Genomic DNA, 21,797 nt, shown 5'->3' with positions numbered 1-21,797 from the left:
TAAAATTGGCAATTTATTTTTCAATAGGAACAAAGTCACAAAAAGTAGAGTTCGAATCCTCGTTAACTTGTATTTCTTGTACCTTTGGAATGTATTCAAGACGGTAAGTTTCGACTGCCCATGCTAGCATTTGTTCTATATCTAATGACAGTAGAGAGACTTCTGGCTTTAAACCTAAAAAGCGAAAGGCATCGAACAAGGCCGGTTTTGGATCTGATTTCGCTATTGCTGGCGCGTAATTCTGTTTCGATAGCTTAAAACCAGGTTTAGCAACCGCTAACGGTAGATGTGCATATTGTGGAGCAGGTTTATTGAGTTGCTTAAACAAACTGAGTTGTCGTGCAGTTGGCTCAATTAAATCAGCGCCACGAACTACTCGTGTTATATCTTGTGCAATATCATCAACGACCACGACCAGTTGGTAAGCAAATAAACCATCACTTCGCTTTATTAAGTAGTCTTCTTTGGCAAGTTGGCTATTTACACTAACCTCACCTTGAATTAAATCATGATAGTGACTTGTTGCATATTGCTGGGTTAAACGCAGTGCTGAATCAGCTAAAGAGTAGTTTTTATCTCGGCAATGGCCTTGGTAAATTCCCCCGATAGCTTTAATTTCTTTACGGGTGCAATGACATGCATAAACAAGGTTTTGTGAAATTAGCTCATCAACAATTGCTTGGTATTGCTCATGACGCTGGGTTTGGTAAATGACGGGCTCGTCCCAGTATAGGCCGTAAGCCTCTAGGGTATGTAATATATCGTCGCTAGCACCGCTTACAACACGCGTTGTGTCGATATCTTCAATGCGTACTAACCATTTTCCTTGATTGGCTTTTGCATCAAGGAAGCTACCCACAGCCGCTATAAGTGAGCCAAAATGTAATGGCCCTGAAGGGGATGGCGCAAAGCGGCCACGATATTCACGCATTGGCGTGTTAACGGCTGTGGTAGACATGGGCTAATTAAAGGATATTAACCGCGTCCAGATTGCTTTTCTTTAATTTCCGCAAGCGTTTTGCAGTCTACACATAAATCAGCTGTAGGACGCGCTTCTAAACGGCGGATACCAATTTCAATACCACATGATTCACAGAAACCAAAATCGTCTTCTTTGATTAATTGAATCGTTTTTTCTATTTTCTTGATCAGTTTACGCTCGCGGTCACGAGTACGAAGTTCTAATGAGAATTCTTCTTCTTGTGCTGCACGGTCTACTGGATCTGGAAAGTTAGCTGCTTCGTCTTGCATATGCGATTTAGTACGGTCTACTTCGTTACGTAAATCGTTACGCCAAGCTTCTAAAATTGTTTTGAAATGAGCACGTTGTGCTTCATTCATATACTCTTCACCTGGTTTTTCTTGATATGGATCCAACCCGGCTTGAGCCAATAACCCTAGTCTTTTTTGGTCTGGCATAACTTTCTCCTAAATCCTTAATATTTTGCCCAGCATTAGCCGGCGGCTATAAATAGCAGAATCATTAGGTTGAGGCAAATTTATTTTTAATTAATCCTATAGGCCTCGAGCTGATGATTGCTCAAATAATTATGGGCGGTTTTGTAAGCCCTTAACTATCCGTTAATTTTTTAAAATTTGCATAGTTATATGGGCGAAAAAAAATAATACAACTTAAATCGTGTTATTTACTGCTGTTTTAAGAAAAGAGTTGTTTAAGGCTGAAAACTACACTTTTCCTGCAATTGAATCTCGTTGGCTGAAATTTTTGCTTTATAAGCAATTACTTCAACTCCTTGCTCTATTGCATGAGCTAAAAGTTGCGCATATTTGGGATCGATATGAGCTGCAGCACTTACTTGATTAATACCTTCATGTAAAACTGCAAACAGTAAGACTGCACGATGCCCTTGTTGCACCATTTCTACTAGTTCCCTTAGGTGCTTTTGACCTCGTTCAGTTTTTGCATCTGGAAAATAACCTTGCCCAGACTGCGGCTCTAATTGCGAGAGTAAAGTTACTGATTTTACTTCAATATAACAATGGGGCTTGTTTTCATCTGTTAATAAAAAATCGATACGGCTATTTTCTTGGCCGTATTTTACTTCTGCTGTAATTGTTTGGTAATCAGTTAGTTCAGCAATAGTGCCAGCATTGAGAGCCTCTTGCACAATTCTGTTTGCAATAGCGGTATTGACACAAATTAAATGATTAAATTGATTCTCTGTTAGTTGTAGTGAATGGGGGTATTTGCGTTTGGTGTTATCACTGGTTGAATAAAAAGCGTTAAACCCTGGCTCAGCACAGCCCGTCATCTTTCCTGTATTGGCGCAATGCGCTGTAAACTCTTCGCCTTCAGCCGTTTTTAAGTCGGCTAAAAAGCGTTTGTAGCGTTTTATTAAGGTGGCTGATTGTAATGCGGGAGTGAACTTCATGGCTCTAATAATTTCGTTTTTCTTTATTGTATGTCATTCATTACGAGGATTGAACCACTCAACATAATGCTATTTATCGCAAGCTGTTGGGAACTTACGTTGGCTGTAGTAAACTCAGGCAACATTTTTAGCGCAAAGAGTATTCTAACATGTCAGAAAAATTTTTAGTTCAACTTAGCGAGCAGGGCGCTGCCGCACATTGGGGCGAAAAAGCCGCTCTTTCTTTTACTGAACAAGGCGCAACTGTTCATTTAACTGAGCAAGATACACTTAAAAACGTACAAAAAGCAGCACGTACGTTAGCTAATCAAGGCTTAAAAAATATTGCTTTAGTGGGCGATGTTTGGTGTACAGAAACACAATGGGCTTTTTATCAAGGCTTTGTTTCACCAAAAAATTTAGATGCAATTGAGTTTGTTGAAAATGCAAAAACAGACGGCAAAGAACTGGCTTCTTTAAAGCAAGCTGCGACTTGGGCTCGTCAAATGATCAATGGCACAGCTGATGATATTTTCCCTGAGAGCCTAGCTGGTAAAGCGGCAGAATTCATTCAGTCATTAGCGCCTGAACACGTAAGCTATCAAATCATTAAAGGTGATGCTTTATTAGAGCAACAATGGATTGGTATCCATGCGGTAGGTCGTGGTAGTGAACGCCCACCGGTATTATTAGCATTAGATTACAACCCAACTGGTGACGAAAATGCCCCTGTTGCTGCCGCTTTGGTTGGTAAAGGCATTACCTTTGATTCAGGTGGTTACTCAATCAAAGCAAGTGAAGGCATGCTAGGCATGAAGTGCGATATGGGTGGTGCTGCTACAGTAACTGCAGGCTTAGCACTTGCTATTAACCGTGGTATCAACAAACGCATTAAATTATTCTTATGTTGTGCAGAAAACCTTATTTCAGGCCATGCATATAAACTTGGCGATATCCTGACCTATAAGAATGGTACAACGGTTGAAATCGTTAATACTGATGCTGAAGGCCGTTTAGTACTTGCTGATGGTTTAATGGCTGCAGGTGAGTCGGGTGCGCCATTAATTATTGATGCGGCAACACTAACAGGCGCTGCACTGGTAGCTGTTGGTCAAGAGTACAACGCATTATTTGGTCTTGATAAAGAGCTTGTACGTGACGTACAAGACTTTGCAGAGCAGGAAATGGAAGCTGCTTGGCCATTACCACTTGAAAAATGGCATCAACAAAACTGTCCATCACCATATGCAGATACCGCAAATAGCCGTCCTCAAAAGGGCGGTGGCTATGGTGGTGCATCTAATGCGGCTGGTTTCTTATCTCGCTTTGTGCCAAATGAAGGTAAAGGCTGGGTACACATTGACCTGGCAGCAGCATTTAATATGGGTAGTACAAGTGAGTGGGCTGCTGGTGCGACAACACAAGGTATGCGTACAGTTGCAAGAACCTTACTAGAAAAAGCATAAGTAATTTACTTTTCTGTGATTAATAAAAAGCGCCTAACTTAGATGAAGTTAAGGCGCTTTTTTTGTAAATTCACAAACTGATACAAGCTTTTTTGAGTAAATTAGTATAAAATCCCGCCCCACATTTTCTCATCCTGTGGTTAGTTATTATTAAATTAGCTACACTTGAATGATCATTCACACTGGGGTCTCTATTTATGTCAGATAAGTGCTATATCACTGCGCAGCAGCTTCTTGAAGATTCATTTCGTGTTGCGGCACAAGTTTATGAAGATGGTTTCCGTCCTGATTTCATCATTGGTATTTGGCGTGGTGGTGCTCCAATTGGTATCGCAGTTCAAGAATATTACGATTATAAAGGTATCGAAACTGACCATATTGCAGTGCGTACTTCATCGTATTACGGTATTAACCAGCAGTCAAAAGAGATCAAAGTTCACGGTTTGCATTACATCATTGAAAATGCGAATGCAGATAACTCATTATTAATCGTTGATGACGTGTTCGATTCTGGCCGTAGTATTTTTGCATTGAAAGAAAAGCTTTCTGAATTAATGCGTTTGAACTTACCACGTGATATTCGTGTTGCATGTCCATACTACAAGCCAAAGAACTCAAAAGTAGACATGGTGCCAGATTATTATATTCATGAGTCTGAAGAGTGGTTAGTATTCCCTCATGAGCTTTCAGGCTTAACGCCAGACGAAATCATCGAAGGAAAGTCTGATTTAGCTAATATTCACGACATACTTTTAGAAAAATAAGCATCATTTTTACAAAGTTATGAGTGTTCTTACACTCATAACTGCGCAAAACTTTCGACGTAGTCACTAAGCTTGTCGATATCTACCACTTGTAAGCCTTGAGTACTTCTCTTTACTAAGCCTTTTTCAACTAATTCTGTTACAACGCGTCTATAAGCTCTTTCGGTGGTGGCAAAGCGCTCAGCTTCTGCATTTACGGTAGGGTAGGCACGCAGTAATGTTGGGTTATTATTCTCAGCTCTTAATAAGCAATCTTTAGCTATGTTGTAGCTAAGTGGTAATAGCAGCTTATCTAAATTTATTTTTTGGTTTTCTTGGAATTTAGCAGCGATTGTTTGCGCTGTGTATAAGCTTAGCTCTGGTTTTTCTAATAGTAGTGCACGCCAATGTTTAAGCTCAATTAGGTTATAACTTACATCACTAAAGCACGTTACTGTGTAAATACAGGGATAATTATTCAGTGCTTCAATCTCACCAATCAGGGTGTTATTACAGTCAAGTTGACCTAAAAGAAGGCGTCGGCCGTTACCCACGTCATAGCTGAATGACACCGTGCCGCTTCTAACTAATACGAGTTTTGATAAAGGTTGATCCTGATGGATCAGCACTTCTTTTTTAGCTTGTTGAAAACTGCTGCCAGCAAATGTCAGTAATTGGTCAACAAGATAGCTTGAAAAATGATATTGAAACATTAACGCCGCTCTTCGGACAATTGTCCTATTTATTACATCTTAATGACGTTAGCATTAAGATTCTAAGAATTTACGCTAACTTGCTAGTAAGGTGTTTCACGTTACTGATACCTTCATTTCCCGTGTAATGATTTTAAAGCCAAGATTTTTCTGCAGCTTTACAAGGTTTTTAGTAAGTTAGCTTTTTTATTTTATTGTCAAAGTAGCACTGAGTGCGTCAAAAAAAATGACAAGCTCCAATGCTAACCTAAAGCCTAGGAGAGAACAATTGAGTTGGGAATATTTAGGCTATTTAGCGTCAGCACTTTTGGTTGCTTCTTTGACAATGAGCGATGTTGTTAAGCTACGTTGGCTTAACCTAGCAGGATGTATTGCATTTACCTTCTACGGGCTGGCAATTGGTGCTGTTCCTGTGGCCTTTACCAATGCTTTACTAGCATTTGTGAATATTTACCACATCATAAAATTAAAGCGTCAGCAAAAAGCTGACGCTAAGTAACACTCAGTAATACTAATCTTCTTTTTTATACTTAAGCTGGCCCGCAATCCAAGTTTGTGTCACGTTTATATCGTGGATCTCTGAGACTGGCGCTTTGTAATAGTCTTTATCAATCAAGATAAAGTCAGCCCACTTTCCTTGCTCTAAACTGCCAAGTTTAAACTCTTGATGTGCAGCATATGCACCACCTAAAGTAAAAGCACGTAAAGCTTCATCACGCGATAGTAGCTCTTGTGGTCGCCAGCCGCCTTCTGGCAGCTGATTATGATCCATGCGAGTAATGGCTGAATATAAGCCGTCAAACGGATCAGCAAGCTCTACTGGAAAATCAGAACCCGCCGCAATCACTGAGCCTTGCGCTAAAAAGGTTTTCCAAGCGTAAGCCCCTTCAAGTTGTTTTTCAGTTAGACGTTGCTCTGCCATATGCATATCAGATGTTGCATGAACAGGCTGCATTGATGGAATGATTTTTAACGTTTTAAAACGAGGAATGTCTTCAGGAGTAACAATTTGTGCATGTTCAATTCGGTTACGAAGTAAAATTCCACCGGTTTTTTTAAACACATTTTCATAGGCATCTAGCACTACGTGATTGGCTTTATCACCAATTGCATGGGTGTTAGCACTAAAGCCATGGGTAAAGCTTAAGTTGAATAGTTGCTCAAGCTTTTCTTGGGTTTCAAGCATTAAGCCATGGTGATTTTTTCGATCTGCGTATTCCTCTATTAGGGCTGCACCACGACTTCCTAGCGCACCATCAGCATACACTTTGACACTACGAATCGACAGCATGTCATTCATATCTTTATATCGGCCCGCTTTAAGCATTGTTTCTAGCTGAGGATCAGCAGCACTTAGCATGGCTACTATTCTAACGGGAAGGGTGCTTTGTTCAGAGCGCTGCTTATACACTTGCCAGGTATCATAATCGATACCGGCATCATGGGTTGATGTAATCCCTAAACTAAGTAGATGTTTACCTGCATTATCTAATGCAGTATTAATGCTGGCATGGCTTGCTTTTGGTACATGCTGAGTAATAAGCGTTTCGGCTTTATCAATGAATACCCCTGAAGGTAAACCAGAATCCAGTTTTATAATTTCACCACCGGCAGGAGAGCGAGTTTCTTTGGTGATACCTGCAAGCTCCATTGCTTTTGAATTTACCCACACAGCATGGCCATCAACTCGAGAAAGCACTACGGGTTTATCTTTTAAATACTTGTCTAAATCAGCAGCATTTGGGAACTGTCCACCAGGCCACTGCTCTTGGTTCCAACCTCGACCAATGATCCAGCCTTGTTTATCTTTAGCAAACTCAGCTAGCATTTTGCCAACTTCATCTGCCGAGCGAGTACTTCTAACATCAAGTTGTGAAAGGTTATTACCTAAACCAATCACATGGCCATGGGCATCAATCAAACCAGGCAATAACGTGGCTTGTTGGCCATCAATCGTGGTGGCATCAGGAAAGCTTTTTTTGATTGAATCATTACCGGTTTTTACAACTTTACCGTCTTTAAAAACCAGTGTTGAAAAGTGTTGAGTTTCACCTTTGTAGGTTGGTGTGTAACCATTTACATTGTAAATTACTGTGGTATTGGCAAAACAACTTATCGAAGCTGTTGCCAGTAAGCTGATGATGAGTTTCATAATCTTCTAATAGTTTTTATTGAATTATGAAAACATTATCAGAGTTGCAGTAAACTGCAACTCAGCAGCAATTAAATAATCAAATAGACATTTTTATTTACTTGCGTAGACCTTAAATTCACTCAGCGATAATTTATTATCTTTATCGCTGTCGTAATTTTTAAAACGTGACCATAGAGCAGGATCTCTTGCAGACTCTGAGCGAGTAAGGTAGCCATCGTCATTACGGTCAAGTTGTTTAAATTTTTCACCAATACTATCTGCAGCAAAACCCAATGTGCTAAATCCACAACATAAAATTAGGCTGGCAAAGGTTAATTTTGACATTACTTTAACTCTTGTTTGTTAAATAGTGTTTAAATTCTAGGAGCGAAATTTGTTGATCCTTATCTGTATCCCACTCTGCCATGCGTTTTTGCAAGTGTGGTTGGGATGACAGTTCTTGCAAAGACAAAAAGCCATTTTTGTCTTTATCTAGGTGATCAAATCTTTGTTTTACATCCAATGCTAAGCTATTGAAGCTTATTGTAATTAAGGTACATGAAGCAAGCCAGAAAATTCTCATAATTACACTCCTTTATAAATAAAAGTGCTTGCCATAATTTAACTCCCATAATTTAAATCCGTTTACACATTCCCTCTGGGATTATGGCAAGCACTTTAAGCCGTTAAGGTTTGAATTTTTCAAACTCTTGTTCAGACAAAACTTGATCGCCGTTTTCATCTAGGTCGGCAAATTGCTTAAGTAAGTTATCGTGCTTAGTCGCTTCAGCTAAAGAAATCTCACCGTCGGCGTTTGTATCAAATTTAGCAAATCGAACATCCATTTGTGATGCTAAAACGGTAGCGCTGATAACCAAAAACATGAGTGAAAACGCTGCTAAAAGTTGTTTCATTACAATCTCCTATTGAATAAACGACTGAAACTCAGAAAATGAAATTTGACCATCTTGGTTACTATCTATTTGAGTAAAGTTGCTATGTAATAATGCATCTTCAGATGCCTCTGCTTCACTCAAAAAGCCGTTACTGTCTTTATCTAGCTCGTTAAAAGTCGTTTGCAGATCGAATGCATAACAGTCTACCGTAACTAGGTTTATCAACACTGCGGCTGAAATGGCCGTAATCTTCATTTTGTGTCCTAAATGACTAATTTACTTTGTAGTTATCAAAATTGGTGCCAGTTTTTAAATGTGTTAATTATCAGTGGGTTATATCTTTTGTGAGGTTTTTAATGCGAAATAGTTACAGAGTATTGTGTCTTTTTTGCAACGCTTTTTAGGCGACTAAGCTTTATTCACCTTGTTTCAATGAGTTAGCGTGTTGCTAAATAGCAACTATGTATCAGTTTTTGGGTAAAAGTCAGTACTTTTTAAGGTCGGATTCAGCGAGTGTCTAAGTTTATTCACTAATAATCAGCATCAGCAATTATGTTGAGAGTGAATATGCAAAATAAAGTAGCGATAAAAATGAAACAGTTAGTCAACTGGCGGCCTAGTCTCATTGGTCAGTTCGTTTGTAGTATTTTGCTGTCTTTACTGCCGTTATCTTTAGTGGTGATTTTGTTTTTAAATGCCCTTAATAAGCAGCTTGCGCTGACCCAAGAAATCGTCGGTGACAATTACGAACTTACCAAAGCATTCAATAACCTTAAACAAGACTTAAATAGTTTAGAAAGGGCGACTCGACAAAATTGGGTGCTTAAGAGTGAATCTCTCGATAGCCTGATTGCTAACAAGTGGCAATCTTCTTTGCAAAGTGTTGATGAGCTTATTTTTTTGAGCCCTACAGCTGATTATGTGTCGCAGTGGCGTCAGCTTGCTGAGGTATTACAATTTGCAGAGCAGCATTTGCTAGTTGAACAAAAGCAAGATGGTGAGCTGTTTGCTCCTGCTAGCAAGCTTATCAGTGAACAAACAAACTGGCTTAAAGAGCAAAATGAATTACGGATCACAAAAAACCAACAGCAATTAAAAGCATTACAAGCTTCATTTATTAATTGGTTAATAGCATTAATTCCACTCACGCTATTGGTAGGTGGTGGATTTCTATGGCGGATCAGCGGACGCCTACGAGAGCTTACCAATGTTATTGATAAATTAGGGCAAGGGCACTGGCAGCAAAAAATTCATGTCCGTGGTTCTTCAGAGTTAGTTGAATTAGGCAATAAACTTGAATGGGTACAAGCACAGTTACATATGCTTGAGCAGCAAAAAGATACTTTTTTGCGTCATGTGACACATGAGTTGAAAACCCCCCTAGCTTCTATGGTTGAAGGCACAGATTTACTTGCAGATGAAATTGTTGGCCCAATCAATAGCGAGCAACAAGCAGTCCTTGAGCTAATAACACAAAGTATGGTGCGACTTAGAGTCATGATTGAAAGCTTATTGAGTTACAACGCTATCCGCACTAGTAAGCAAAGCCTGAGCGAGCTTAATTTTAACGTGATGATGAATAAAATTGAGCGTCATTTTGAGCACCGATTATCTGCGCGTGACTTATCCATTGTTTGGGTTAACGAGTTACCAAATAAAGCCTTGTTTATATCAATAGAACTACTTGAAATGGTGCTTATTCAGCTGACCTCAAATGCGTTAAAGTTTTCGCCAGAACATGAGTCAGTGATAATCAAGGCAAGCTTAAAGCAGGGGCAATTAATTTTGAGTGTAAGCGACTTAGGCGAAGGCATTGATGATACTGAAAAAGCCGCTGTGTTCGGGGCTTTTTACCAAGGCAAGAATGCAAAACAACATACTGAAATGAGCAGCGGACTGGGGTTAACCATAGTCAAAGAAACCGTAGAGCAATTAAACGGTAAGCTCTCTATTACTGATAATGACCCTCAAGGGTGTGTATTTACAGCCATTTTACCAATTCAATTAACCCAAGGAGTTAACTGATATGGGCTTAGCTAATAAAGCCAGTTTTATGCTTGTTATAGGCACGTTTTTTATAACTGGGTGCACGCTCACGCAAAAGAATGTTGAGCCAGAACAAGTAGAGCCGAAAGCAGAGGTTAAACCTGATGGGCAACCTAACCCTAAACCTCGACCAAAAAGTGAGCCTTTGTATCCGTCCGCAAGTACCGTTATTGCATGGCATGCTGCCAAGTGTGGTGGCTTTAAAGCAAAATCTGACAAAGTAAATTATGTTGGTGAAAATGAACTAAAACGTCTTTTTGAGTCGATATGTTTATTCGCTGCTTCAGAACCTGAAAAGGCCCTTAACCTGCTTGATAAAAGCGACCGTGCTTATTATTGGCCAGATGATATTAAGCAGTATCTTTGGCTACAAAAGCAATATTTACAGCAAAGTTTAGCGGCAAAACAAGCAAAGCAAGCGCTGAGTGATGAAATGGAAAAAACCTTATCGTCGCTTGCGACTATCGAACAACAACTTCTGCTACGTGAAGAAACCAAGGAGCAGTAACCATGAATGAAGTAACAAAACCACGAGTTCTATTAGTTGATGACGATGCTAGTTTATTAAAGTTATTGGCGATTAGAATTGAGTCTAAAGGCTACTTGGTAAGTACTGTTGAAAGTGGCATTGAGGCATTACAAGCGCTAAAAAGCCAAACCTATGATGCGGTGATCACTGACTTAAGAATGGATGAAATGGACGGCATGGCCCTGCATCGCCAGCTGCAAAGTCGTTATCCTTCGATGCCGGTGATTATGATGACAGCGCATGGTTCGATTCCTGATGCAGTTGAAGCAACTAAACAAGGTATATTTGCGTTTATTACCAAGCCGGTTGATAAAGATGAGCTGTTCGACAGCCTTGCTAAAGCTATCGAGATCCATGGTGTACATGGTGATGAAACACCGACACAAACAAATATTGTCACCCGCAGCGGCGCGATGTTGCATTTACTTGAGCAAGTTAAATTGCTTGGCCCAACGCAAGTGAATGTGTTGATTTCCGGTGCTAGCGGAACAGGTAAAGAGCTGCTAGCACAAGCGATACATCAACATAGCCATGTTAGTGAAGGGCCATTTGTTGCTATTAACTGCGGCGCTGTGCCGGGGGAGCTTTTAGAGTCTGAATTGTTTGGTCATAAAAAAGGCGCGTTTACAGGCGCGGTAAAAGACCACCAAGGTTTGTTTCAACAAGCCCAAGGTGGTACCCTTTTTCTAGACGAAATAGGTGATATGCCGCTAAATTTACAAGTAAAGCTGCTAAGGGTTTTACAAGAGAAAACCATTCGCCCTGTGGGCTTTCAAGAAGAAATCCCAATTGATGTGAGGGTGGTGTCAGCGACTCACAAGAACCTCCCTGAGGCAATCAGCAACCAGCAATTCCGTGAAGATTTATATTACCGATTAAATGTGGTGAACTTAAAACTCCCTCCGCTTTGTGAGCGCAGAGAAGATATTAGTTTGCTAGCACAGCATTTTGCAGGTTTAATTGCTAAACGTATGGGACAAGAGCAAAAGCAATTTGCTAATGATGCGATGCATGCCTTGGTTCGCTATGACTGGCCGGGTAATATTCGTCAATTACAGAATGTGATAGAGCAGGTAGTAGCCCTAACACCCGGTAAAGTGATTGCAGCTCAGCTCGTAGAAAGTGCATTAAACAGCAATGCTAGTATTGCTGAGCCGCTTTCTTTAAATGATGCAAAAAAAGAATTTGAGCGAGATTATTTAATTAATACGCTGAAAATGTCAGCGGGTAATGTTGCCGAAGCCGCTAAGCTTGCGAAACGTAATCGCTCAGATTTTTATAAATTAATTAAAAAGCACAATATTAATGTTGAAAGCTTAATATAAGGAAAAACATGGCACTTTTTTTAGTCTATTTGGGCGGTCGTATTCAAGGATGCCACATTGAAATGCACGATGTTAGATTTGTCGTAGGCGATAACATTGAACAAACCTATTCAAAGCTTAAAGCACAGTGGGTGGGTGATAAAAGCAAAGTACATATGGATAGCTACATGCAAATTCAGCATATCGATGGCTATCAGGTTGAAGTAGTTGATACTCAACATAGCCAAGCTGAAAAACTGTATTTTGTGAATTTAGGTGCCTACCGAGCAGATAGTCTTGCTGAGCAACATGATTTTGCCTTGTACGTTGCGAGTAGCAGTGAAGAAGCAAAGCAACGCGCTAAAGAGTCTTTATTAGCTGGAATGACTCATCTTCATAAAGATGATTTACACGATGTGGACGATTGTTTTGCGATTGATTTGCTTGATAGCAACTTATCAATCAAATTAACGCCAAGTGGGCAGGCACAAGCCATGAAGCCCGACTGGTTTGGTTATCATGTATTGTGATATCTATGCTCAATAATACTTAATTAAGCGAGTTGGTATTAACTATTCTTGGTTATCGTTTTTGCTGGCAACTTTAAAGGCGATAATTACTAATCCAAACAAGGCAAATGGAAGTGCAGCAAGTAAATACTCAACGGTATGACTGTCTTGATAGTTAGGCTGAAGTAGGAAGTGCCCTGCAACACAAAGCAGAATAGCCACGAATAAAACAGGCAGTAAAATCAGTTCTTTTTTAGGTGAGTGTTTTTTCATTACAGAATGCCATCTTTAGAAAGTGCGCCATTGTAATGATGTCAGCTTAGTCAGGTCAAATAAGTTGCTTTGTAGTTTGCTTTATATTGCGCTGTATCAACTTTTTTTGTGTCAGTTTTTACTGGCTGCTTTTTTGGAGCCGCTTGTTTATCTGTTACTTCATTATGGTTAAATAGCCCCATAATGAATTCAATCTCTTCACGTTGTAATCCAGATCGCATGATGCTCTCCAAAAATATTTTCCTTTTGTAATACAAATATTACGTTCTGTAATCTGAATTATTGGTGAATATAACGTCTCTAAACTGTAATCATATGTAACGCAAATGTGCTTATTTAATAGGCAGCTTCACAGTAAACACAACACCTGTGCCATCATCTAAATTTTCTGCCAATACCTTACCGTGATGGTAATCGCAAATAAGCCTTACAATGTAAAGACCTAAGCCTAAATGAGGCTGCTGCTGATGTTGTTGGCTCCTCACAGATACCATTGAGTCAAAAATGTGTTCAACTAAACCATCGGGTAACAAAGGCCCTTGGTTGCTAATCGTTAATAGCGCATGTTGATCTTGCTTGGTTAAGCTAACTGAAATTGTGCTTTGTGGGGTTTTAAATTCAAGTGCATTGTTGATAAGTTTATCGAGTAATTGGGCAATAAACTCTGGTGCTCCACTGACATTCAATGGTTCTTTATCAAGCGATAGAGTAAATAGGCTTTCACCATAGGTTATTTGATAGCCTTGCATACATCCAGTGATCACCTTGGTGAGATCAAACTCTTCTGTTTCGGCGTTTTGAATGCTTTGTTCTAGACGCGTCGCTTCACTCATGGTGGTAATAATTTTCCCTAATCGCTCAACCCCTTCACTGGCACGGTCTAAGTATTTTTGGCTGAGCTCAGATTGTGGCTGCATTTGTAAATTTTCAAGAGATGAACGAACAACAGCCACAGGTGTACGCAGCTCATGGGATAGCCGTGATGACATATTTTCTAAATAATCAGTATAACCACTTAAGCGACTAACAATATTGGCAAAGCTGCGAGAAAGGTCGCCAATTTCATCATTAGAGTCGGCATAGGTTATGTTGCCAGTGATCCGCCCTTGAGCATCAATGGCTTGTTCAGCATTATCACGTAAGCGGCGGATACGGCTGGAAATTCTTGAAGCAAAAAAGAACAGGGTCACAGTGCCAACAAGCATCACCGCTAAAATGACATTAAATAGCTTTTCTAGTGACTTGTTACGTAATGTACGCACGCCGTTGGTAGTTTCTTCTGCGATTACTGCACCAATTACTTTATCTTGGATCCAAATAGGGTAGGCCGCCGATAAAATAACGGCTTTGTTATCTGGGGTTAAGCGCCATGATGATGCGGGTTTTCCTTTTAAGGCACTCGCAATATGTGTGCCTTGCATCGCTGCTACGTCATGTAAGGTATCAATGAATTCATTCTCTGGGCGCGTCAGAATCTTATAGTACAGAGGGTGTAAGTAATCTTGCTCAAAACGTTGCCACCAGGTTGTTGCGGGCTCCTCTTTTAGGCCGTCTGCCCAAACACCATCGGCATGGTGAATTGAGCCTGATTGTGCAAGTACACGATGATGGTTATCGACCACCCAAATTCGACTGCCACTGTGGCCCATGCCTTTCAAAATACGGTTAATTTCTGGCGAAGGCACTAAAACAGAGCCGATATCATTGGGGTTTTGTAGGTTTGAGGTCGACATAAGCTGAGGCTCAACCTTGTCTTCATCCCAATCTTCAATCGCAAAACCAAGCTTATTACCTAGCATCGCAAGCGGAAAACGCAGCTCTATATTGTAACCCGTGTCGGTGCTTTTGAAATAGCCTTGAATTTTCGTGACAGGCTCTTGTGTTGTAGCATCAAAGGCATTAACCCAACCATCTTGGCGGGCGGCCACCACATAACTATTAAATTTACCTTCAGGTGTTTTTAACATGATCTGTAAGTGATCATTACGGGTAAAACTAAGCACATTTTTAGCACGATACACCAGTGAACTATCTGTGACTTTAAAAGCCGCATAAAGGAAGTTTTCGTATTTGCCTACCATGTGATCAAAACTTAGATCACTATCTTGATGATCGTTACTTAACCCCTGTAAGTAGCGCTTGTCATAATGCCAAAATAAACTTTGATAAGGTTGCCACTCCGACAATTTACCATCAAGTTGAATCGGGTTATTTAGGTTATAGGCATATAAATCTCGACCTTTTACAACTTGATCTAAAAAATTGGTTTGCGAGTCAAATAAAGCGGGCCGCTCATGTAATGCAGTTGCTAGCGCGCGGGTTGTACCAACTAAGGTTTTTTCTTGGCCTTGTCTTAAGAACTTTTCCATTTCCCAAACATATTCATAGCCAAGCCAAGGCAATAAAAACAAAAAGCAGGATAAGAAAATAAACTTTGTTCTAAGCCCAAAACGCAGCATTAAGCTTGCTCCCAGCGGTAACCCATACCGTACACTGTATCAATGCAGTCAAACGCATCATCTAAGGCAATAAACTTTTTACGAATGCGTTTTACGTGCGAGGTAATGGTGCTGTCATCAACATAAATTTTCGCATCACTCATTAATTCGTTACGGCTTTTTACATGGCCTGGGCGCTGTGCAAGTGAATGCACCATCCAAAATTCTGTCACAGTTAAATCAACCAGTTGCTCTTGCCAAAAAACCTGCATGCGCTGGGTATCTAACTTTAATGGACCGCGATGCAAAAGAGCGGTTTGATCAGCTGGTTGGTCGAAGGCATCAAGGCGCCTAAACAATGCGCCAATGCGAGCAGCAAGATGTGCCATACTGATGTCTTTGGTTAAGTAATCGTCAGCTCCCATACGCAGGCCGCATACGGTATCAATTTCGCTATCACGGGCGGTTAAAAATATAATCGGTAAGGTTTTAGATAGACTGCGTAATGTTTGGCAAAGTAAAAAACCACCATCCACTTCATGGCCAAGGCCAATATCAACAATGGCTAAATCTGGTAAAGATTGACTAAATGCCAGTTCAGCACTAGCTCTGTCAGCAAAGCCTACAACTTGATAGCCCTGAGCACTGAGCATTTCTGTGTAGTTTTCGCGGATTGCTGTTTCATCTTCAACGATTGCTATTTTCTTCATTGTTAATACTTACTTAAATTCTTTCTATAGCGAACTATACCTAATTTTTTGCCTTGCGTACTGGCAAAAACGCGATTGCCATTTTTCTGCCACAATTGCTCAGCAGTTTGCCTTTTTTGATCCCTTTTATTGCCATTTCGACTTGTTTCAATAGCTCCATACCAAGTTCGCAACACCAACCAATGTTGCCAAGCAATTAAGTAGAAAAAGGATTAAAACATGAAAAAATTAATTATTGCCGCTGTCATCACATCAGCTCTAACTGCAACCCCTTTTGCAGAAGCTGCGAGTAAAACAAAACAAGAGACACCGAAAGAAACGGCCATTGGCCTAGGTGCTGGTGCAGTTGTAGGTGGCATAGTAGGAGGCCCAGTTGGCGCATTTATTGGCGCGTTTGCTGGTGGCTTAATTGGCGAAAAAGAAGCGGCAGAAAACACCATTGATGAGCAAGCCCACGCATTAGTTTTAATGAAAGAGCAAACCGCAGATTACCAACAAGTGATTGCTGATAATGAAGCCCTTAGTGAGCAACTTGAATTATTAGCTGATGAAAAAGAGCAGTTACTACAAGCCCAATTAAACACCTTACTGGCTATGACGGTACAGTTTAAAACCGGCTCTAGCGAAATAGCTCCGCACTTTGCTAATCAACTCGACAAAGTCGCGCAGTTACTCATAGCCCAGCCAAATCTTGCTATCGATTTAAGTGGTTTTGCTGATCAGCGCGGTGATGAGCTAGCTAATTTAATGCTCTCGAAACAGCGTGTAAATGCAGTGCAAAGTTATTTGATTAAGCAAGGCGTGCCTCATACCCGTTTAACCGCAACCGCCTTTGGTGAGCAGCAAAGTGTCGCTGATTCAAATAACTACGAAGACAACGTGTTTGATCGCCGCGTAACCTTAACGACACGCCCTGTGGCACAAAGTCGTTTACGCACAGCGCAAAGTAACCACTAATTCATCTGTCGATGGAGTGACATAATATGTTGAGTAACCGTACCAAAAGGCTTCTTTTTGGGAGCCTTTTTATCCTCTTATTAGGCTATGCCGTTAATCCAGCATTTGCTGAAAATGCCAGTGCCGAACTGCGTTTTTATGATGACTCAAATAGCCAAGTGTCGTCGGGTTTATTAGTGAAAAACGATGTCACTATGACGCTCACCGGGCTTATTAATCATGTTGTTGTTAAACAGCGTTATCAAAACCCGCACCCATTTTCGGTAAATGCCCGGTATGTGTTTCCGTTGCCTGATGAAAGTGCTGTTCATGCCATGCAAATGCAAATTGGTGAGCGTATTATCACAGGCAATATTGCCCTTAAGCAGCAGGCTGAACAGCAATTTGAGCAAGCTCAAAAGCAGGGTAAACGTGCCGCTTTAGTGCGTCAGCAACGTGCTAATATTTTCTCTACCGATGTGGCAAACCTTGGAGCTGGTGAAGAAATTGAAATCACCTTGCAATATCAGGAGATCATCGGTTTTCGTGATGGTGTATTTTCATTGCGTTTTCCTACAGCGATTACACCGCGTTACGAACCTTTGACGGCAGCGCTTCAGCAAACAGTTAATACAGAGAAAAAGTTTGAGCCAACAACTGACACAGAGCAAGTGGCATCAGCTTGGTTAAAACCTGTTTTTTACCGTGCGAAAAGCCAAGAGTCTGATGCGAGCTTAAACCTTGTTATCTCGATGGATATTGGCCTTGAACTGAGTGATATCAGCGCTAATTTAGCGGGCATGCAAATCGATAATCCAAGCTTTGGTCAGTACCAATTATCACTTAATCGTGATGTTCCAATGGATAGAGACTTTGAGCTCGAATTTAAACCCCTTGATAAAGCCCATTCACAAGCTGCATTTTTTACCGAAACAGTAGCAGGGCAAGAATATGGCTTACTGATGTTAGTGCCGCCAAGCGATCACTTTACCTCGCAGGCACGCCTTTCGCGTGAAATGGTGTTTGTTATTGATACCTCTGGCTCAATGCATGGTCAATCTATGGAACAGGCCAAACAAGCCCTGTTCTATGCCTTATCGTTATTAGATGAAAATGACAGTTTTAACATTATAGGTTTTGATGACGAAGTGTCGGTATTAAGTGATACACCTATGATTGCCAATGATTTTAACATCCGCCGCGCAGAGCGCTTTATTTATGGTTTACAAGCAGATGGTGGCACCGAAATAGCAAAAGCACTGACTCAGGTACTTGATGGTAAACAGCATGATGGTTTTGTACGCCAAGTGGTGTTTTTAACAGATGGCAGTGTTGGTAATGAAACGCAGCTATTTAAGCAAATTCAAACGGGTTTAGGTGACAGTAGGCTCTTTACTGTCGGTATCGGCAGCGCACCTAATAGCTTTTTTATGACTAGGGCTGCCGATATTGGCCGTGGTACTTTCACTTTTATTAGTAGTACCAGTCAAGTACAGCCAAAAATGCAACTGCTTTTTAATAAGCTGGCACACCCCGCTGTTACAAAGCTTGCTCTTGAAGGCGATAAAGGTGCACTTGAATATTGGCCATCGCCGTTACCGGACCTGTATTTTTCTGAGCCTGTTTTGGTTGCAGTAAAGCTTGATGGCAGTCAGCACTTAACGTTAAAGGGGCAAACAAATTCAGGGCCAATGACTATTAATTTAGCAACGAATAATGCCGCAAGCGGTGAAGGTATAGCAAGGCTTTGGGCAAGACAAAAAATTAAGTCTCTGCTGCTATATAACGAAAAACAGGCGGTACGCGCAGAAGTCGAAACATTGGCACTTCAGCATCATTTACTCAGCCCTTTTACAGCTTTTATTGCGGTTGATAACTATGCGGGTAATGAGATTGCAGAGCGTTCAATGCAAGTACGAAACAAACTACCGAACGGCATGACACTTCCGCAAACCGACGGACAAAGCCGGGTGTTTATGCTACTGGGGTTGATGTTGATTGCATCCTCGTGGTTATGGCAATGGCGACGCTAAAAAAAGCGCTGCCAGTTTGCTGCGCATTACTAGGTATCGCATTGTTTGCTAATGGGGGATATATGCAGGCGAAGGCTTGGCTTGCTCAGGTGTTAATTGAGTCGGCTTGGCAGCAAGCTTTGCTGAGTCCTTATGAGCAAGTAAGGCCATGGTTTTACGCCGATGGTTATGTCACCGCACACATAAATTGGCCAAGTCAGCAGCAAGAATTGACAGTACTTGCTGGTGCATCGGGGCGAAACCTCGCGTTTGCCCCCGGGCACTTTTTGCCAAGCGGTGAACTTGGCAGCTCAAAAGGGGTGTTAATAGCTGGCCATAACGACACCCACTTTGCATTTTTAAAAAATGTTATAGTGGGTGAGCAGTTCAGTGTGCAATTGCAAAATGGCCAGATTGAACACTATCAAGTTCGCAGCATAGATATTATTCATCAAAGCGAACAGGACTTTTTAGCTCAATCAGGCCTTTATTTATTAACCTGTTACCCTTTTGACTCGTTAGCTTCTGGAACTGAGTTTAGGCTACTGGTGTCGGCTGATAAATTATCGTCTACGTCAACTTTGAGTTCTTGATGGCGCTGACTAACAATAACACCGGCGAATACTACCGCAATACTCACCCATTGCCATACGGTTAGTACTTCGCCTAGTAGAATGGCTGACAAAATTAACGCAAAAATTGGAATCAGGTTTGAGTAAGCGGCAGCGGTTAACACCGACACCTTACTGATGGCGTAATTGTACATGCCATAGCCACCTAAAGTGACACAAGAACCTAAATATAAAATGCTCAGTAGGGCACTTAAATCGTGCTGATTTTCGCTTGGTAATTCGATAAAAAATAAAAAAGGCGCAAAGAACAAGCTACCACTAAACCCTTGAATTGCTATTAAGGTCAGCGGTGAGTAACGCGCTACTAAGTGTTTTACACTCACGGTATAAAATGCGGCGCATACCATCGCCATCAGCTCTAAAAAGTTACCAAGCAGTGGATTAGGGGCTTGTTCAGTACTTGGTGATAATAGCGTTAATAAAATACTGCCACCAATACACAAGGTAAAACCAACGACGATGGCTTTACTGATGTACTCTTTTAATATTAAGAACGCCAAAATAGCGACAATAATTGGCAAGCAAGAGACAATTACCCCTGCTTGCGATGCAGAAGTGTATTCTAGTGCATGGCCCTCAAATAAATAATAAAAGCAAGGCTCAGCTAGTGACATACCAATTAAGTACTTCCAGTCACCTTTTTTAAACTCAAAACGGATTATGTAGCGCCATAAACATAAGCTAATCAATAACGTGGTTAGCATTCTTAAAAAAATGACTAACACAGGATCATAAATATTGATTGCGTGCTTTAAAGCAATGTAGGAGCTGCCCCATAAAAAGGTCGCGATAATTAAGCATAAACTGGCTGGCATAGGTGTCGCTATTGAGTAAAAAAACGAGAACGCGATCCTAGCATGAATTTATTTAACTTGTTCAAAAACTGTTAGCTGGTATATATATACCCAAACTACCTCAATATGCAGAATATAAGAATCAAATGCAAAGACCACACGTCGTTGTTGTAAAGCTGGGCACAAGTGTGCTGACAGGCGGTACCGACAAATTAGATAAAGCGCACATGGTTGAACTTGTTCGCCAATGTTGCGAATTAAAAAAACAGGGTTATCAGGTTGTTTTAGTATCAAGCGGCGCGGTTGCTGCAGGTCGTGAGCAACTAATTACCCCCTGTGGTCGTTCTTTGATTGAAAAACAAATGCTTGCTGCTATCGGCCAAGGCCAGCTTATTCATATATGGCAAAGTCTGTTCGCTTTGTATGGGGTGAATGTTGGGCAAATGTTACTTACACGTGCAGATGTAGAAGACCGTGAACGTTACTTAAATGCCCGCGATACCTTAAATGCGCTACTTGCACATAATGTGGTGCCAATTATTAACGAGAACGACGCCGTGGCAACCGCCGAGATTAAAGTGGGTGATAACGATAACCTATCAGCCTTAGTGGCAATTTTAGCGAATGCAGAAAAGCTTTTACTCTTAACTGACCAAGAAGGCTTATTTACAGGCGATCCTCGCTCTGATGCTAATGCAACGCTCATTAATGAAGTTGAGCACATTAACGATGAGCTAAGAGAACTCGCTGGTGGAAGTGGCACCACCCTAGGTACCGGTGGTATGGCTACCAAACTGCAAGCTGCCGATATTGCACGTCGCGCTGGTGTAGAAGTAATTATCGCCAAAGGCGCGGGTAAAAATGTGATTCTAAATTGCATGGCCGATGAGCTCCCAGGCACACGCTTTTTAAAACTAAAGGCACCAAAAGATGGCCGTAAAAAATGGCTACTTGCAGGGCCAAAAAGTACGGGCCAGTTGGTAATAGACGATGGAGCGATCGTTGCGCTTAAAGAGCGTGGCGCAAGTTTGTTAGCGAAAGGAGTCAAAACTGTACGTGGCTGTTTTGAGCGCGGTGATTTTATTGACGTCGTGTCGAGTCAGGGGCAATACATTGCTAAAGGACTTGTAAACTTTAACCATCAAGAAATTGATCAAATTAAAGGTTGTCATTCATCGCAAATTACTGAGCTGCTTACATTTGCATCAAGCAGTGAAGTAATTCACCGAGATGATATGATTTTGTTATAGTTTTTTAGTAAATCTGATAAAGTTAACTAAACTAAAGTGA

Annotated in this window: 25 protein-coding genes; 11 read left to right on the top strand and 14 right to left on the bottom strand. The window is 41.0% G+C overall.

The window, feature by feature from the left end; translation table 11 throughout:
- Positions 1–13: 13 nt before the first annotated feature.
- From gluQRS to sfsA, 3 genes are all read right to left on the bottom strand, one after another.
- Positions 14–958: a tRNA glutamyl-Q(34) synthetase GluQRS gene (gluQRS, locus tag QUE86_RS04215; RefSeq protein WP_256854194.1), complete on the bottom strand. Its 945-nt coding sequence runs from the start codon at positions 956–958 to the stop codon at positions 14–16.
- Between the two features lie 17 nt (positions 959–975).
- Positions 976–1,419: an RNA polymerase-binding protein DksA gene (gene dksA / locus QUE86_RS04210; protein WP_130050732.1), complete on the bottom strand. Its 444-nt coding sequence runs from the start codon at positions 1,417–1,419 to the stop codon at positions 976–978.
- Between the two features lie 254 nt (positions 1,420–1,673).
- On the bottom strand, positions 1,674–2,393 hold the full coding sequence (gene sfsA / locus QUE86_RS04205; protein WP_130050733.1) for a DNA/RNA nuclease SfsA: 720 nt from the start codon (positions 2,391–2,393) through the stop codon (positions 1,674–1,676).
- Positions 2,394–2,542: 149 nt separating this feature from the next.
- Between sfsA and pepB the strand changes: the two genes are divergently transcribed.
- Positions 2,543–3,838, top strand: coding sequence for an aminopeptidase PepB (gene pepB / locus QUE86_RS04200; RefSeq protein ID WP_130050734.1), 1,296 nt, complete (start codon positions 2,543–2,545; stop codon positions 3,836–3,838).
- A gap of 197 nt (positions 3,839–4,035) precedes the next feature.
- Positions 4,036–4,602 carry a phosphoribosyltransferase gene (locus QUE86_RS04195; protein ID WP_130050735.1) on the top strand — a complete coding sequence of 189 codons (567 nt, stop codon included), beginning with the start codon at positions 4,036–4,038 and terminating at the stop codon, positions 4,600–4,602.
- 35 nt (positions 4,603–4,637) lie between these two features.
- On the opposite strand, the gene QUE86_RS04190 is transcribed toward QUE86_RS04195, so the two are convergent.
- A complete protein-coding gene (locus QUE86_RS04190; protein WP_130050736.1) occupies positions 4,638–5,294 on the bottom strand; it encodes a Crp/Fnr family transcriptional regulator in 657 nt (218 codons plus the stop codon).
- Positions 5,295–5,562: 268 nt separating this feature from the next.
- On the opposite strand from QUE86_RS04190, the gene QUE86_RS04185 reads away from it, so the two are divergent.
- Complete coding sequence (locus QUE86_RS04185; RefSeq protein WP_286259379.1) at positions 5,563–5,793, top strand: YgjV family protein; 231 nt, start codon at positions 5,563–5,565, stop codon at positions 5,791–5,793.
- 12 nt (positions 5,794–5,805) lie between these two features.
- Here QUE86_RS04185 and QUE86_RS04180 read toward each other — a convergent pair whose 3' ends face one another.
- The 5 genes from QUE86_RS04180 to QUE86_RS04160 all read right to left on the bottom strand — a co-directional run bounded on the left by QUE86_RS04180 (position 5,806) and on the right by QUE86_RS04160 (position 8,579).
- Positions 5,806–7,446: an amidohydrolase gene (locus QUE86_RS04180; RefSeq protein WP_130050738.1), complete on the bottom strand. Its 1,641-nt coding sequence runs from the start codon at positions 7,444–7,446 to the stop codon at positions 5,806–5,808.
- A 93-nt stretch (positions 7,447–7,539) separates the two neighbouring features.
- Positions 7,540–7,773, bottom strand: a complete 234-nt coding sequence (locus tag QUE86_RS04175; RefSeq protein ID WP_130050739.1) for an EF-hand domain-containing protein — start codon at positions 7,771–7,773, stop codon at positions 7,540–7,542.
- Between the two features lie 4 nt (positions 7,774–7,777).
- Positions 7,778–8,011, bottom strand: a complete 234-nt coding sequence (locus tag QUE86_RS04170) for an EF-hand domain-containing protein (RefSeq protein ID WP_130050740.1) — start codon at positions 8,009–8,011, stop codon at positions 7,778–7,780.
- A 103-nt stretch (positions 8,012–8,114) separates the two neighbouring features.
- The gene (locus tag QUE86_RS04165; RefSeq protein WP_130050741.1) at positions 8,115–8,342 is read right to left on the bottom strand and encodes a PLC family EF-hand domain-containing protein; all 228 of its coding nucleotides are present in this window, start codon (positions 8,340–8,342) and stop codon (positions 8,115–8,117) included.
- Positions 8,343–8,351: 9 nt separating this feature from the next.
- Positions 8,352–8,579 (bottom strand): EF-hand domain-containing protein, encoded by a 228-nt coding sequence (locus QUE86_RS04160; protein ID WP_130050742.1) that lies wholly within the window; start codon positions 8,577–8,579, stop codon positions 8,352–8,354.
- Positions 8,580–8,891: 312 nt separating this feature from the next.
- On the opposite strand from QUE86_RS04160, the gene QUE86_RS04155 reads away from it, so the two are divergent.
- The 4 genes from QUE86_RS04155 to QUE86_RS04140 are packed head-to-tail and all read left to right on the top strand — an operon-like array spanning position 8,892 to position 12,733.
- On the top strand, positions 8,892–10,349 hold the full coding sequence (locus QUE86_RS04155; RefSeq protein ID WP_250661169.1) for a HAMP domain-containing sensor histidine kinase: 1,458 nt from the start codon (positions 8,892–8,894) through the stop codon (positions 10,347–10,349).
- 1 nt (position 10,350) lies between these two features.
- Positions 10,351–10,878: a hypothetical protein gene (locus QUE86_RS04150; RefSeq protein ID WP_130050744.1), complete on the top strand. Its 528-nt coding sequence runs from the start codon at positions 10,351–10,353 to the stop codon at positions 10,876–10,878.
- 2 nt (positions 10,879–10,880) lie between these two features.
- Positions 10,881–12,224: a sigma 54-interacting transcriptional regulator gene (locus tag QUE86_RS04145; RefSeq protein ID WP_167658755.1), complete on the top strand. Its 1,344-nt coding sequence runs from the start codon at positions 10,881–10,883 to the stop codon at positions 12,222–12,224.
- An 8-nt stretch (positions 12,225–12,232) separates the two neighbouring features.
- Positions 12,233–12,733: a DUF1543 domain-containing protein gene (locus tag QUE86_RS04140; RefSeq protein WP_286259371.1), complete on the top strand. Its 501-nt coding sequence runs from the start codon at positions 12,233–12,235 to the stop codon at positions 12,731–12,733.
- A gap of 42 nt (positions 12,734–12,775) precedes the next feature.
- Here the strand turns inward: QUE86_RS04140 and QUE86_RS04135 are convergent, their stop codons facing one another.
- The 4 genes from QUE86_RS04135 to pdsR form a co-directional block, all read right to left on the bottom strand.
- Positions 12,776–12,985: a hypothetical protein gene (locus tag QUE86_RS04135; protein ID WP_054551195.1), complete on the bottom strand. Its 210-nt coding sequence runs from the start codon at positions 12,983–12,985 to the stop codon at positions 12,776–12,778.
- 50 nt (positions 12,986–13,035) lie between these two features.
- On the bottom strand, positions 13,036–13,206 hold the full coding sequence (locus QUE86_RS04130) for a hypothetical protein (protein ID WP_167658756.1): 171 nt from the start codon (positions 13,204–13,206) through the stop codon (positions 13,036–13,038).
- Positions 13,207–13,317: 111 nt separating this feature from the next.
- Positions 13,318–15,444 carry a proteobacterial dedicated sortase system histidine kinase gene (pdsS, locus tag QUE86_RS04125; RefSeq protein ID WP_178927347.1) on the bottom strand — a complete coding sequence of 709 codons (2,127 nt, stop codon included), beginning with the start codon at positions 15,442–15,444 and terminating at the stop codon, positions 13,318–13,320.
- The gene (pdsR, locus tag QUE86_RS04120) at positions 15,444–16,133 is read right to left on the bottom strand and encodes a proteobacterial dedicated sortase system response regulator (protein ID WP_063527939.1); all 690 of its coding nucleotides are present in this window, start codon (positions 16,131–16,133) and stop codon (positions 15,444–15,446) included. The genes pdsS and pdsR overlap by 1 nt, the downstream gene beginning before the upstream one ends.
- Positions 16,134–16,352: 219 nt before the next feature.
- Here pdsR and pdsO point away from each other — a divergent pair, with 219 nt between their 5' ends.
- Genes pdsO through QUE86_RS04105 form a run of 3 tightly spaced genes read left to right on the top strand, consistent with a single transcriptional unit; the run spans position 16,353 to position 19,674 of the window.
- Positions 16,353–17,090 (top strand): sortase-associated OmpA-like protein PdsO, encoded by a 738-nt coding sequence (pdsO, locus tag QUE86_RS04115; RefSeq protein ID WP_167658758.1) that lies wholly within the window; start codon positions 16,353–16,355, stop codon positions 17,088–17,090.
- A 26-nt stretch (positions 17,091–17,116) separates the two neighbouring features.
- Positions 17,117–19,102: a marine proteobacterial sortase target protein gene (locus QUE86_RS04110; RefSeq protein WP_286259360.1), complete on the top strand. Its 1,986-nt coding sequence runs from the start codon at positions 17,117–17,119 to the stop codon at positions 19,100–19,102.
- Positions 19,090–19,674 (top strand): class GN sortase, encoded by a 585-nt coding sequence (locus tag QUE86_RS04105; RefSeq protein WP_178927345.1) that lies wholly within the window; start codon positions 19,090–19,092, stop codon positions 19,672–19,674. The genes QUE86_RS04110 and QUE86_RS04105 overlap by 13 nt, the downstream gene beginning before the upstream one ends.
- On the opposite strand, the gene QUE86_RS04100 is transcribed toward QUE86_RS04105, so the two are convergent.
- Positions 19,584–20,528 carry a DMT family transporter gene (locus QUE86_RS04100; protein WP_130050752.1) on the bottom strand — a complete coding sequence of 315 codons (945 nt, stop codon included), beginning with the start codon at positions 20,526–20,528 and terminating at the stop codon, positions 19,584–19,586. The genes QUE86_RS04105 and QUE86_RS04100 overlap by 91 nt on opposite strands.
- Before the next feature lie 125 nt (positions 20,529–20,653).
- On the opposite strand from QUE86_RS04100, the gene proB reads away from it, so the two are divergent.
- Positions 20,654–21,757, top strand: a complete 1,104-nt coding sequence (gene proB, locus QUE86_RS04095; RefSeq protein ID WP_286259357.1) for a glutamate 5-kinase — start codon at positions 20,654–20,656, stop codon at positions 21,755–21,757.
- Positions 21,758–21,797 lie beyond the last annotated feature (40 nt).

It is taken from the genome of Pseudoalteromonas apostichopi, assembly GCF_030297135.1.
GTDB lineage: Bacteria > Pseudomonadota > Gammaproteobacteria > Enterobacterales > Alteromonadaceae > Pseudoalteromonas > Pseudoalteromonas apostichopi.
Note: the sequence above shows the minus strand (reverse complement) of the source record. Positions and strands in the feature narration are given on the sequence as shown.

Bases quoted from the DNA above. Each gene is read 5' to 3' on its own strand.
- QUE86_RS04165 (WP_130050741.1), bottom strand. From the start codon at position 8,342: ATGAAACAACTTTTAGCAGCGTTTTCACTCATGTTTTTGGTTATCAGC.
- QUE86_RS04100 (WP_130050752.1), bottom strand. From the start codon at position 20,528: ATGCCAGCCAGTTTATGCTTAATTATCGCGACCTTTTTATGGGGCAGC.
- QUE86_RS04170 (WP_130050740.1), bottom strand. From the start codon at position 8,011: ATGAGAATTTTCTGGCTTGCTTCATGTACCTTAATTACAATAAGCTTC.
- QUE86_RS04190 (WP_130050736.1), bottom strand. From the start codon at position 5,294: ATGTTTCAATATCATTTTTCAAGCTATCTTGTTGACCAATTACTGACA.
- QUE86_RS04130 (WP_167658756.1), bottom strand. From the start codon at position 13,206: ATGCGATCTGGATTACAACGTGAAGAGATTGAATTCATTATGGGGCTA.
- QUE86_RS04135 (WP_054551195.1), bottom strand. From the start codon at position 12,985: ATGAAAAAACACTCACCTAAAAAAGAACTGATTTTACTGCCTGTTTTA.
- QUE86_RS04180 (WP_130050738.1), bottom strand. From the start codon at position 7,446: ATGAAACTCATCATCAGCTTACTGGCAACAGCTTCGATAAGTTGTTTT.
- gluQRS (WP_256854194.1), bottom strand. From the start codon at position 958: ATGTCTACCACAGCCGTTAACACGCCAATGCGTGAATATCGTGGCCGC.
- QUE86_RS04175 (WP_130050739.1), bottom strand. From the start codon at position 7,773: ATGTCAAAATTAACCTTTGCCAGCCTAATTTTATGTTGTGGATTTAGC.
- QUE86_RS04160 (WP_130050742.1), bottom strand. From the start codon at position 8,579: ATGAAGATTACGGCCATTTCAGCCGCAGTGTTGATAAACCTAGTTACG.
- pdsS (WP_178927347.1), bottom strand. From the start codon at position 15,444: ATGCTGCGTTTTGGGCTTAGAACAAAGTTTATTTTCTTATCCTGCTTT.
- proB (WP_286259357.1), top strand. From the start codon at position 20,654: ATGCAAAGACCACACGTCGTTGTTGTAAAGCTGGGCACAAGTGTGCTG.
- sfsA (WP_130050733.1), bottom strand. From the start codon at position 2,393: ATGAAGTTCACTCCCGCATTACAATCAGCCACCTTAATAAAACGCTAC.
- QUE86_RS04195 (WP_130050735.1), top strand. From the start codon at position 4,036: ATGTCAGATAAGTGCTATATCACTGCGCAGCAGCTTCTTGAAGATTCA.
- QUE86_RS04105 (WP_178927345.1), top strand. From the start codon at position 19,090: ATGGCGACGCTAAAAAAAGCGCTGCCAGTTTGCTGCGCATTACTAGGT.
- QUE86_RS04155 (WP_250661169.1), top strand. From the start codon at position 8,892: ATGCAAAATAAAGTAGCGATAAAAATGAAACAGTTAGTCAACTGGCGG.
- dksA (WP_130050732.1), bottom strand. From the start codon at position 1,419: ATGCCAGACCAAAAAAGACTAGGGTTATTGGCTCAAGCCGGGTTGGAT.
- pepB (WP_130050734.1), top strand. From the start codon at position 2,543: ATGTCAGAAAAATTTTTAGTTCAACTTAGCGAGCAGGGCGCTGCCGCA.
- pdsR (WP_063527939.1), bottom strand. From the start codon at position 16,133: ATGAAGAAAATAGCAATCGTTGAAGATGAAACAGCAATCCGCGAAAAC.
- pdsO (WP_167658758.1), top strand. From the start codon at position 16,353: ATGAAAAAATTAATTATTGCCGCTGTCATCACATCAGCTCTAACTGCA.
- QUE86_RS04140 (WP_286259371.1), top strand. From the start codon at position 12,233: ATGGCACTTTTTTTAGTCTATTTGGGCGGTCGTATTCAAGGATGCCAC.
- QUE86_RS04145 (WP_167658755.1), top strand. From the start codon at position 10,881: ATGAATGAAGTAACAAAACCACGAGTTCTATTAGTTGATGACGATGCT.
- QUE86_RS04150 (WP_130050744.1), top strand. From the start codon at position 10,351: ATGGGCTTAGCTAATAAAGCCAGTTTTATGCTTGTTATAGGCACGTTT.
- QUE86_RS04110 (WP_286259360.1), top strand. From the start codon at position 17,117: ATGTTGAGTAACCGTACCAAAAGGCTTCTTTTTGGGAGCCTTTTTATC.